Annotated in this window: 6 protein-coding genes; all 6 read right to left on the bottom strand. The window is 69.6% G+C overall.

Translation table 11 applies throughout. The features are described 5' to 3' along the window. Positions 1 to 5: 5 nt before the first annotated feature. The 6 genes from AB0472_RS17845 to AB0472_RS17820 all read right to left on the bottom strand — a co-directional run bounded on the left by AB0472_RS17845 (position 6) and on the right by AB0472_RS17820 (position 11,291). Positions 6 to 1,838 carry an RICIN domain-containing protein gene (locus AB0472_RS17845; RefSeq protein ID WP_366357398.1) on the bottom strand — a complete coding sequence of 611 codons (1,833 nt, stop codon included), beginning with the start codon at positions 1,836 to 1,838 and terminating at the stop codon, positions 6 to 8. A 48-nt stretch (positions 1,839 to 1,886) separates the two neighbouring features. Then, entirely contained in the window at positions 1,887 to 3,368 is a 1,482-nt protein-coding gene (locus AB0472_RS17840; protein ID WP_366357397.1) for an arabinofuranosidase catalytic domain-containing protein, read from the bottom strand. A 116-nt stretch (positions 3,369 to 3,484) separates the two neighbouring features. Continuing rightward, the gene (locus AB0472_RS17835) at positions 3,485 to 5,137 is read right to left on the bottom strand and encodes a ricin-type beta-trefoil lectin domain protein (protein ID WP_366357396.1); all 1,653 of its coding nucleotides are present in this window, start codon (positions 5,135 to 5,137) and stop codon (positions 3,485 to 3,487) included. 42 nt (positions 5,138 to 5,179) lie between these two features. Beyond that, a complete protein-coding gene (locus AB0472_RS17830; RefSeq protein WP_366357395.1) occupies positions 5,180 to 6,607 on the bottom strand; it encodes an arabinofuranosidase catalytic domain-containing protein in 1,428 nt (475 codons plus the stop codon). Positions 6,608 to 7,155: 548 nt separating this feature from the next. Next, positions 7,156 to 9,612: an RICIN domain-containing protein gene (locus AB0472_RS17825; RefSeq protein ID WP_366357394.1), complete on the bottom strand. Its 2,457-nt coding sequence runs from the start codon at positions 9,610 to 9,612 to the stop codon at positions 7,156 to 7,158. Positions 9,613 to 9,704: 92 nt separating this feature from the next. Then, complete coding sequence (locus AB0472_RS17820; RefSeq protein ID WP_366357393.1) at positions 9,705 to 11,291, bottom strand: arabinofuranosidase catalytic domain-containing protein; 1,587 nt, start codon at positions 11,289 to 11,291, stop codon at positions 9,705 to 9,707. Between the last annotated feature and the right edge of the window lie 824 nt (positions 11,292 to 12,115).

Here is a 12,115-nt window from a genome sequence, read left to right as displayed (position 1 = left end):
CGGTGTCAGCGGACGGCGAAGTCCTGGTTGGTGCCCGGCGCGTTCTTGCACTGCCACTGATCCAGTTGCTGTCCCGCGGTGCCGCCGGCGCCGTAGACGTCCAGGCACAGACCGCTGTTGCGGTTCTGGAAGGCGTAGGTGCCGTCGGACTGGCGCGCGGGCAGCCAGAGGGCGTTCGCCGCCGTGCCGGGGGCCTGCTGGACGATGTCCGGGGTGCCTGCCGCCGTGGAGCCGTCGGCGACCGCCACGTCCTGGCCCGAGCTCTGGGCACGCAGCTCGCCGTAGCCGTCCGAGGCCGGCACGAACCGGAACTGCTGGTTGGTCTGCCCGTTGCAGGTCCACTGGTCGATCGCGGCACCCGCGGTGCCGGAGTTGCCGTACACGTCAAGGCACAACTGGTCGCTTGCGACCACGAGCTGGTGGTAGCCGTCCGGGAAGCCCCCGCCGCTGGACGTTGCCGGGGTGAGACGGACGGCGAAGGCGTCGTGCGAGGCCTGGAACGTGACCGGCACGGTGACCGAGCCGCCGGAGGTGCTGACGTTCTGGTCGTACACGGTCTGTGGGGCGGCGAGCGGTGCCTGGTCCGGGATGCGGTGCACGGTGACGTGGACACTGCCGGCGTTCGTCAGCCACGGGACGGACGACAGCCCGTTGAAGGTCACGGACGCGGCCCCGGTGTAGCCGTTGGAGTCGCCGATGACGGCCACCGCGCGCCCTGCGGTGGAGTCCTCGGACGCCGCGATCGCCGTCGAGCCGACCTGGCCGGAGGTGTCCACGAGGGTGCCGGTCATGTCGGCGTAGTCCCGAAGCGCCCACCAGTTGCCCGTCGGCTGCCAGCTGCCCCCGCTCTGGGTGAGGACTCCCGTCAGGTTGGGGGTGACGCAGCACACCCAGTTGCCGCGCATCGCGTTGGCGTACCCGGACTGCGCGAACCGCGCCAGGTACCAGGCCGTCACCCCGGCGGTCTGCCGGTCGGCCGGCTGGTACTCGTTGGCGGACAGCGGCCGCGGACTGATACCCGCCGAGCTGAGCGCACTGTTGAGGGACTGCGAGACGGTGACGGGGTCGTCGACGTCGCCCTCGTCATGGTTGGTGATCATGTCCGGCACCGTCCCGGCCGCCTTCACGTGCGCGAGCCAGGTCTGCCATTCACCCGGGTTGCGCTGCGGGGTGAACGCGAGGGACGGCCCGACGATCTGCGCGTCGGGGGCGATGCGCCGGATCTCCCGGTAGGCGGTGTCCCACATCTGGAAGTACTGGGCGCTGTTGACACCGCGGGTCCAGAAGTAGGAGATGTCGGGTTCGTTCCAGATGTCGTAGGAGAACGTCAGCCCCGACGCTTGGAGCGCTCCCACAGTGGAGTCGATGAAGCTGGTCCAGTTCGCGCAGTTGCCGTTGTCGCACGGGTATGTCGTGTTCGACGGCTGGCCGCCGTTCGCGCCGTAGATGTCACTGACGAGCACCTGGTACTGCGCGTGGTACGGCGACCGCGTCAGCCGTTTCGCCTGCGCGATGATCGAGTCGACGTCGGCCCGACTGGCCGCTCCGTACTGGTAGTTGTCCTTGATCCAGCCGCCGGAGAACCAGCCCCCGCCGCGGAACGCGTTGATCCCCAGCGGCTGGACGAACTGGTCCACGGGTTGGCTGCCGTCCTGGGTGAAGCCGTAGAGAAACCCCTCACCCACACCGGTCGACGGGCCTCGCGTCGATGCCAGGTTCACGCTCAGCGCCTCGCCCGCGGCTGCACGGCTCCCGGCCGCCGACAGCAGCTGCAGTACGAACGCCAACACGACGCCGACGGTGAGCAGCACACGGCGGCTCTTCGCTCGCGCCCTCATACGGACCTCCTACGGGTCGGCGGTTCAGCGATACAGCGACTCATCGGGTCAGCCCAGCGACCACTTCTGGTTGGAGCCGCCGTTGCAGGTCCACAGCTGTACGAGGCTGCCGTTGGCGGTGGCGGCGCCGGTCACGTCCAGACACAGGCCGGACTGGGCACTGGTGACGGTGCCGTTGGCGTTGAGGTTCCACTGCTGGTTGGTCTGGCCGTTGCAGGGCCAGGTGATGACCTTCGTGCCCGGGCTGGTGCCCTTGTCGTAGGCGTCCAGGCACAGTTGGCTGCTGCCGGAGTACACGGTGAGCTGGTGGGACGCGGTCGCGGTCCACGTCTGGTTCGCCGCGCCGTTGCAGTCCCAGATCTGCGGCTGCGTACCCGCCGTCGTGGATGCCCCCGGCACATCGAGACACCTGGCCGCACCCACCGCGTGCACGGCACCCGTCGTGCCACTACCGCTTCCCGACCCGTAGCCGGCGGCGGTGACGGCGGCCTGGACCGCGTTCTCGGTGGCGTCGGACGGATAGCCGGCCGTCATCGCGCCTTCGAAGAACTCGCCCACGCCATTGGGACTGTTGTCGCCCCCGGTGCCGAGCAGGACCGAACTGTCCACCTTCATCGGTGAGTAGCCGTTCGGCAGGGGACCGGAGAAGGTGGTGGTCAGGCCGCCGCTCGTGCCGTTGCCGTACTTGAGGGTGAAGTTGCTGGTGCCGTTGTTCTTCAACCACGCGCTGACGAACGGATAGTGCACGCCGGGGTTGTTCGGGTCCTTGTTGGAGCCGGTGTTGGTGTGGAACATCCCGTTCTCCAGGTCGGCCTCGACCCAGGGGCCGCTGCCGGTGCAGCCGCCGAACCAGCAGGCGGTGCCCCAGTAGATGGCGTTCATGGTGGCGTTGCCGGTGTCGGTGTGGGAGTTCTCGCCGCTGCCGTAGTCGAAGCAGCACCACTGGCTCGTGTAGTTCGACGAGGTCACCATGTAGATGCCTGCGGGCTGGGCGCCGGTGGGCACGCCGCTCGCGTGGTCGAGCCGGTAACCGACACCCGGGGTGACCTTGACGCCGAACACCTGGTGACCGGCCGCGGTCACCGGCAGGGCCATGGCGTCCGCCCCGACGTCGGATCCGTTCGGACCCGGACCCTTCCAGTAGCCGCCCCAGGAGATCGGCATGTCGTTGTGCTCGGCGGTCTGGTCGTAGATCTTCGTGATCGTGCACGACGTGCCCGCGCAGAACGACACCTGGGAGGCGCCGTCGGCGTACCCGCCCGGGGCGAGCACCCCGATGTCGCGGTAGCTGTGATCGGAGGACCGCTGGATCTGGTACAGCGGCCCGTCGTACGCCGCGAAGAGTGCCCTGGTGGTGGCGTGCGCCGTCACGCACGGCGTGCCGCCCGCCGCGTAGAGGTCGCACGGAAGCGACGCGTCCGCCGCGGACACGGGGGCGTGGACGCCGGCAGGTGTGCCGGTCCGCGCGGAGGTGGCGAACGAGGGTGTCCCGAGCGCGGCCAGGGCCATCGCCAGGGCGATCAGGAGCACGGCCGGGAAACGCCTTCGGCGGCGATCGGTTGCTGATCCGGGCAAGGAGACCTCCTCTGTGGCGGTGCCGCCGGACGGCGGCACCGAAGCTGCCGGTGGCCGCGGGGAGGACGGGGTCATCCCAGCGTCCACCGCTGGTTGCCGCCGCCGTTGCAGGTCCACAGCTGGGCGAGGGTTCCGTCAGCCGTGGCCCCGCCGGTGACGTCGAGGCACAGGCCGGACTGGGCGCCGGTGATCGTGCCGTCGGAGTTCAGCGTCCACTGCTGGTTGCTCTGGCCGTTGCACTGCCAGATCTCCACCTTCGTCCCCGGTGTGGTCTGGTTGTCGTAGGCGTCCAGGCACATCTGACCGCTGCCGGCGTAGACGGTGAGCTGGTTGGAGGTGGTGTGCGTCCAGGTCTGGTTGGCGCCGCCGTTGCAGCTCCAGATCTCCACCTGGGTGCCCGCGGTCGTGGTGGAGTCCGGCACGTCCAGGCACTTGCCCGCGCCGACCGCGTGCAGCGCACCCGTGACGCTGGTGCCTCCGCCGCCGCTGGTGCCGCCCGCGACCCGGTACATGACCGTGCCGTGCGCCGGTACCGAGGCGCTGATGGTGCCGGAGGTGGTCGAGGACGTGCCCGACCACAGGTCGGTGAGGCTGTAGGCGGACGCTCCGGTCTTCCCGATCGCCGAAGCGGTGGTGGTGACGGTCGCCGTGGAGCCCGTCTCGTTGAACAGCGCCACCGACACGTCCCCGCCCGCCAGCGGCTTGGCCAGCACGTCCAGGCCGCCCGAGGAGGACACCATGGTCCCCTGCTTGCCGAGGGGGTCCTGGTCGACCGCGATCACCCGGGAGTTGGTCAGGACGGACAGGGTGGAGGCACTGGCCGAGGGGATGTTGGTGCCCGCGATCAGCGGTGCGGCCATCTCCGCCCACAGACTGAACTCGCTGCGGTTCTCGGTGACCGTCATCGAGCCGTTGCCCACCTCCAGCATGTCCGGGTCGTTCCAGTGGCCGGGGCCCGCGTAGGAGGCCAGGCCCACGTTGCTGTGGAAGATCGACAGCATGCTGGAGAAGCTCGGGCTGATGTCCCCGGTGGTGCGCCAGCTGTTGCCGACGTCCGCACCCCAGGTCCACACGTTCTCCTGGCCCCAGTTGCACAGGCTGTACAGGATCGGCCGTCCGGTGGCCGCCAGGGCGTCCCGCATCGCGGTGTACCGGGTCCGCGCCGGCACGCCGGTGTTGTTGCAGTTGTCGTACTTCAGGTAGTCCACGCCCCACGCCGCGAACGACTGCGCGTCCGTGGTCTCGTGGCCCAGGCTGCCCGGGTATCCCGCGCAGGTCGCGGTGCCCGCGTCCTCGTAGATCCCCAGCTTCAGCCCCAGTGAGTGCACGTAGTCCGCGGTGCCCTTGATGCCGTCGGGGAACTTCGCCGGGTCCGGCACCAGGTGGCCGCCGGAGTCCCGGCTGTGGGTCATCCAGCAGTCGTCGATGTTGACGTACGTGTAGCCGGCCGCCTGCATGCCGTTGGTGTGCATCGCCTGGGCGGTGGACTTGATCAGCGACTCGGAGACGTCGCAGCCGTACGCGTTCCAGTCGTTGAAGCCCATCTGCGGGGTCGGCGCGAGCCCGTTGCCGAGTGCGGCGGCGGGTTGCGCCGTGCCGAGGGAGAGGAGGGGGGCGGCCGCGGTGAGCAGCACGGCCGAGAAGGCGAGCGCGAGGGTTCTGCGCAGGGAACGCAGCGGGGGCAGCGACCGGGGACGCCTGGCTCTCGCGGTGCTCGTGGGCATAGGTCATCGACTCCTGGGGCGTGGTGGGGAGCTGGGTGCGGATCAGCGGTAGCCGGCGGCGGTGATGTTGGCCTGTACCGCGTTGTCGGTCGCGTCGGAGGGGTAGCCGGCGACCATGGCTCCCTCGTAGAAGGTGCCGGCGCTCAGGTTGGCGCCGCCGCCGGGCTTGCAGCAGTCGCCGCCACTGCCCAGCACGATGGCCCCTTGTTTCTTCATGGGGCTGTATCCGCCGGGCAACCCGCCGTCCCACAGGGTGGTCAGTGCGCCGGTCTGGGCGTTGCCGCCCTTGAGGGCGAACCTCGACGTGCCGTTGTTCTTCAGCATCGCGGTGACGAACTTGCCCGTAAACGCCCGCTGGTCGGGGTTCCAGGACTGGCTGCCGCCGGGGTACAGGCCCCATTCGAGATCGGCCTGCACCCAGGGGCCGCTGCCCGAACAGCCGCCGAACCAGCACTGGGTGCCGAAGTTGATCGCGTCCATCGCCCCGGCGGCGTCGGCCTTCCTGGTCGTCTCGCTGTTGCCGTAGTCGAAGCAGCAGCCGTTGTTGACGTGGGTGCCGCTGGTCACCATGTACGCCCCTTCGGGCGCGGCACCGGTCGGCACGCCCGTCAGATGGCCGTCCCGCCAGTAGCTGTTGCCGGGGTTGATGTACAGCGAGTACGCCTTGCTGCCGCCGGCCGTCAGCGACTCGGACGTGGCCTTCGCCGGACTGCTCTGACTCGACCCCGGGACCTGGGCCGATCCCTGGTACCACAGGTCGTTGCCGTGCCCGGACTGGTCGCGGACGACCGTGATCACGCACGAGGTGCCCGCGCAGAACGCGTCCTGCGCCGCCGCGTCGGCGAAGCCGCCCGCCGCCAGGACGCCGATGTCCCTGGTGGCGTTGTCCGAGGCGCGCCTGACCTGGTAGAGGGAACCGTTGTAGGAACCGTAGAGCGCCCGCACGGTGCTGTGCGCGGCCACGCACGGCGTACCGCCCGCGGCGTAGATGTCGCACGGGCCCGTCCCGGCGGTCGGAGGCGGCGGTGCCGACGTGGTCCACTTCTGGTTGCTCTGGCCGGTGCAGGTCCACAGGATGACCGCGGTGCCGTCGGCCGTTCCCGCCCCGCTCACGTCCAGGCAGAATCCGGAGGCGACGCCGGTGACGGACCCGTCGGAGTTCTGTCGCCAGACCTGGGTCGCCCGCCCGTCGCACCCCCGGATGACCGCCGGGGCTCCGGGAGCCGTCCGGGTGTCGTAGGCGTCCACGCACCGGGTGCCGTTCATCGTCCTCAGCTCACCCGCCGCCGTGAACTCGAACGCCTGGTTGGCCTGGTCGTTGCAGCCCCAGATCTCCAGCCCCGTGCCCGGCGTGTCGACGTTGCCCTTGACGTCCAGGCACCGCCCCGACGCCGAACTCACCAGGGCTGCCACGGACGTCGACGCCGACCAGGTCGGCGCGGTCGCCAGCAGCATGGCCAGCAGCGCCATCACGGATACGGCGGCCGCGGCCGGTAAGCGCGAGGCACGAGCCGCGGGGCTGCGGTGCGGAGCGGATGGAGGCTGCATTCTGTGTCCTCGGGTATGCGGGGGAGGTATGCGAGGGAGGGAGGGGACGGAAAGTGCCGTGCACGCACAGGGAACACTCAGACATCCCATGTCGCATAGTGATCCCACAGGGTCATGGCGCTGTCAATAGAAGTTTCCGGGCCTTTCAGGGAGTGATCCATCCCATGTTTGCCCTGGTCGGGCCGCTCTGAGGGCAGCCGAAACCTGCGTCCGGCGGCGACCGCAGTGCCGGGCGCAGGCGTTCGTCGGGGGATCAGCTGCGAGCGCTGTGTGTCGATCGCCTCACCTGACGTTCCAGTGCTGGTTGGCGCCGCCGTTGCTGGTTCGCTGCGCTCCCGTTGGCCAGGGCCAGGGCCAGGGCCCTGCGCAGACGGGGCCCTTCGCTGAGCCAGGACATGATGAATCAATCTCCCTGTGTGTGGGGGAAGTTGGGACACCCACCACGAGTCGGTGCCGAGAATCGAGTCGGGTCAGCGCGGGGTGAAGTCCTGGTTGCTGCCGGCCGTGTTCTTGCAGGGCCATTGGTCGAGCTGCTGGCCGAGGTTGCCGCCGCCGCCGTACCCGTCCAGGCACAGGCCGCTGTTCTGGTTCTGGAAGGAGTACGAGCCGTCGGGCTGCGACACCGGCAGCCACAGAGCGCCGGCCGCTCCGCTCGGGGCCTGCTGCACGATGTCGGGCGTACCGGCAGTCGTGGAACCCCCCGACACCGCCACGACCAGCCCGGAGTTCCGCGCCTGCAGCTGCCCGTAACCGCCGGCGCCCGGCACGAACTGGAACTGCTGGTTGCTCTGTCCGTTGCAGGTCCACTGGTCGATCGCGGCGCCCGCGCTGCCGGAGTTGCCGTACACGTCCAGGCACAGACTGATGCTGCCGATCGCCAGCTGGTGGTAGCCGGTGGGGAAGCCGCCACGGCCGCCCGAGGGCTGGACGCCCGCCTGCTGGATGACCTGCTGGGCGCCCGACGGCCAATTGGTGCCGCTGACCTGGACGTTGCCGGTCAGGACGTTGTTGTGCGGCGGGCCGGTGGCCACGTACGTGTTGCCGCCGTTGTACCAGTTGCCGGAGAACGTGCTGTCGTCTGTGTGGTTGTTCGCGTTGGCGTTGGTGAGCGCCCAGTTGCCCGCGTCCTGAACCACGTTGTCGGACACCTTCAGATAGCGGGAGCCCTCGTCCAGGTACAGCGCGGTGGTGCGGTGGTTGTCGTACATGTAGTTGTCGGAGATCACCGAGCCGGGGTTCGCGGACAGGTTGTAGATGCTGCCGCCGTCGAACATCGCGTTCTTGGTGTCGAAGATCAGGTTGTGGGAGACGGTGTTGTTCTTCAGCGTCGTCGGGGTGCTGTAGACGGGCTGGTAGTTGTACGTGCCCCGGTTCACGTAGTCCTGGCTGCCGCCCGGGTCGTTGGCGCCCCAGCCCCACCCGATGTCGATGCCGTCGTAGGGCAGGTGGTCGCACTGGTTGTGGGTGATGGTGGCGTTGGTGACGTACGTGGACAGGATCGCGGCGGTCTCCTTGTAGTCGGTGCCCACGCCGCTGACCTCGTTGTTGCTGATGGTGATGTTCTGGTTGGTCATCTGCGGGTTGCCGGGGTGGTGCGCGTCCGGCTGGATCCCGCCGACCTGGATGCCGCTGCCGGCGGTGTCGGTGAACGTGTTGCCGGTGATGGTGACGCCGTTGGCGCCGAGGCCGGTGCCGGAGGCGTTGGCGACACCGTCGTTGCCCACGCCGAGCCCGGCCTGTCCGAGCTCGGAGAACGTGTCGCCGGAGAAGGTGATGCCGGTGGCCGCCGAGACCTGGACGGCCGCGGGCATCTGCGCCCAGTGATTGCGGGTGGCCTCGAACTGCGTGCATCCCGACTTGCAGGTGCTCAGCCAGTTGGCGGGCATCGCGTAGGAGCCGGTGATGTGCGCGCCGCTCTGCTGGTCGGCGTAGCCGTCGGGTCCGCTGGGGCCGAGCCAGGAGGTTCCCGTGAACCGGATGCCGGTGAAGGCCAGACCGGCGGCCGGTGAGCCGTAGCTGCCGCTGATGCCGAGCAGGCTCTCCGACCGGGGCAGTTCGACGTCGAGGCTGCCGGGGTTCTGCCCCGCCTGGGCCCGGTAGTACAGATCGCCGGTGGACGAGTCGAGGTACCACTGTCCGGCCTGCTGCAGGAACGCGTAGTTGTTCTCCAGGTACATCGTCCCGCCGGTGAACGGCGCGTTGATGGTGTCGTAGCCCCAGGAGTTGTTGTTCCACGCGGGCTGCTGCATGGTGACGGTCCTGCCGCTGATCGACTGGACCGGTGCGTAACGGTCGGTGAAGGAGTTGAGGCTCTCGACCTCCATGTGGTTCTGGTCCGAGAGGCCGGCCAGGTAGTCGAGGGAGGAGTCGGTGACGGTCAGGCCGGTCTGGGTGAAGGTGAAGGCGGAGCGGGGCACCTGGATGGCCGCTCGCGGCGCTTCCCTGCCGTTCACGTACAGCTGGCGGGTGTTCACGCCGGTGCCGACGTGGGCCGACCAGATGTTCTTCGTCTGGTCATGCACCTGCCAACCCGTTATCCGTTGGGTGCCGGTCACGACCGGCTGCTGCCCGGACATGGCCTGGTAGGTGATGGTGTGGCCGTTCTGGCCGCCGTCGCCGGAGCCGAAGGCAAGCGGCTCGGTCAGCCGGTAGGTGCCACCGGCCAGGTGGACGACGACGTCCGAGTCGGCCGAGAGCCGGTGCGCGGGCTGCTCTGCCTGACCGATGGTGGCGAACGGCTGCCCGGCGGTGCCGTTTCCGCCGGGAGCCGCATCCGGCGCCACGTACAGGTCGGCGGCCGCAGCCAGGCGTTCTGCCGGTACCGCGTACGCGACCCCGGCGGTGGCCGGACTGGCGGCGAGTAGGGCGAGCAGAGCTGTGGGGGCGGCCCACAGGCCGCGGAGCGCTCCGGCTCTGAGCATGGTCATCCTCCGGTGGTGGCACGTCTGGTGGCGGGTGGCCCGTGGCCGTCGGTGTGCAAGGCCACGGGCCGGAGCCGGTCAGGTCGGGGCAGGTCAGGTCAGTTGAGGCTCCACTGCTGGTTGGACCCGCCGTTGCACGGCCAGAGTTCCGCCAGGGCGCCGTTGGCCGTGGAGGCGCCGGTGACGTCGAGGCAGAGCCCGGACTGGGTGCCGGTGACGGTGCCGCCGGAGTTCACCTGCCATTGCTGGTTGGCGCCGCCGTTGCACGGCCAGGTCACCACCTTGGTACCGGCGGACGTCTGGTTGTCGTACGCGTCCAGGCACATCTGGCTGCTGCCGCTGTAGACCGTGAGTTGCCCTGAGGACGTGCGGGTCCAGGTCTGGTTGGCTCCGCCGTTGCAGTCCCAGATCTGCAGTTGCGTGCCGGCCGTGGTCGACGAGCCCGGCACGTCAAGGCACTTGCCGGCGCCGACCGCCTGCAGCGCGCCGGTGCCCGTCCCGCCGGAGGAGTTGCTGTATCCGGCCGCGGTGATGTTGGCCTGGACGGCGTTCTCGGTGGCGTCCGACGGGTAGCCGGAGGTCATCACGCCTTCGTAGAAGGTGCCTTGGGCGCCCTTGCTGTTGTCGCCGCCGGTGCCCAGGATGATGGCTCCCTGCTTGCGCATCGGGTTGTAGCCGGAGACGTTGGGACGCGGACCGTCGTAGAAGGTGGACAGGCCGCCGGACTGCGCGTCGCCGCCGCGGATCGCCCAGTGGTTCGCCCCGCCCTTGATGATGGCGGTCGTGTAGCGGTGGTTGATGGTCGGATCGCCCGCGTTGTAGTGCTGATTGACCCCGGAGAAGAGGCCGTTCTCCAGGTCGGCCATGATCCAGGGGCCGTTGCCGCTGCCGTAGCCCCAGACCTTGATGTTGCCGAAGTAGATGGCCTCCATGGTGCCGTTGCCGTCGTCGTTGCTGTCCGTCTCGGCGTTGCCGTAGTCGAAGCAGCAGCCGCCGTTGTAGTGCGTGCCGTCGAGGATCGCGTACATGCCCTCGGGGTTGTCCCCGGTGGCGATGCCGTTGGTGTGGTTGTCGCGGTAGCCCGTGCCCGGTGCCACGAAGACGCCGTAGGCCTTGTGGCCGCCCACCGTGGTGGGCGCGGCGGTCGCGTTCGCGAGGTTGTCGGGGCCGCCCGCGGCGCCGCCGCCGGGTGCCTGGGTGAGGTTGTTCGCACGCCCCGACTGGTCGTAGATGATCGTGATCAGGCAGGTCGTCCCCGAGCAGAACGAGTCCTGGGCGGCGGCGTCGGCGTACCCGCCCGCGCTCAGGACGCCGATGTCGCGGGTGGTGTTGTCCGAGGCACGGCGGACCTGGTAGAGCGGCCCGTTGTACGAGGCGTACAGGGCTCGCGTGGTGCTGTGCGCCGCCACGCAGGGCGTCCCGCCTGCCGCATAGATGTCGCAGGGTCCGGACGTGGCGGCTCGGGCCGTGCCGGCCGTGGCGGTGGCGCCGGCCAGAGCTCCCGCCACGAGCGCGGCCGCGGCCCCCGCTCGGGCCAACGACTTCCACCGGGAGCGGGGCGGCGAAGGAACGTGCGCCTGAGACGGCGCGTTCCCGGGCCTGCCACGGTGTCGTACCGTCGCGAGTAACCGCGCGACGCCACCATGCTCGGACGACAGGTGGCGTCCTGCACGTGTGCTTCCCATCTGATCTCCCTACCGTGCCGTTGCTAGCCGCTCGGGTTGTGGTGCAGTGGGATTGCGGAGAGGTTTCGGGGGAGCGGTGCTCCCGGTTTCGCGGGGCTGTCACGGGTGTGACGCCCGCTGCCGCCACCCCCTGGTGCCGAATCGATTCGACTGCTGATTCCCGCGGTGCGCAAGCTCTCTGCGTGCTCGAAAAGTTGCGGTGTGGCGGCAGCGGTACGTCGGTGTGGCCGCCTGCCGCTCCGGCGATGAGGCAGTCGCGGATGTGCCGGGCCCCGCAGTCCGGATCGCTCGGCTGACCCGCCATCATGCCGGTGAGCAGGGACGCAGCCCGGCAACGGGACACCGAGCGGCGGTTCGCAGGACACCGGCCGAAGCGGTCGGACTCCGGCTGTCACGTCGGCCCCGCACCCGCCGCGCCGCATGCCGTCGACCGCACACAACCGCCGGTCGTGGCCTCCCGTTGAAGCGCTTGCGTCGAACCGGTTCGCTGAGTTTCCTCCGTACTGCGTGAGATCTGGAACGTATGCTGCGCCGGAGTCCGGCTGCCGTTCCCGCGGGCTCACAACTCGGGGGCGCTCCGCGTTCTTCATCCGCCCAGGCCCGTCACGGTGCGCAGGCCGACTGCGGGGGTGCCGCTGGGAACACGGGGGGCGTCGGGCACCATGCCCGGCGAGTCCACGGAGGCGGCTGCGTCACCGTTCGCGCGGCGCACTGCAGCTGACTCGTCACCCTCGTGCCGCACAGCCCCGGCGACGTGCCTGCGAAGACCCGAAAGGCGCGAACCGGCCGCCCGACGACGGCTGTCACGACTCCGTCGACCACGT

The sequence above is a fragment of the Streptomyces sp. NPDC086777 genome (assembly GCF_040702065.1).
Classification (GTDB): Bacteria; Actinomycetota; Actinomycetes; order Streptomycetales; family Streptomycetaceae; genus Streptomyces.
Note: the sequence above shows the minus strand (reverse complement) of the source record. Positions and strands in the feature narration are given on the sequence as shown.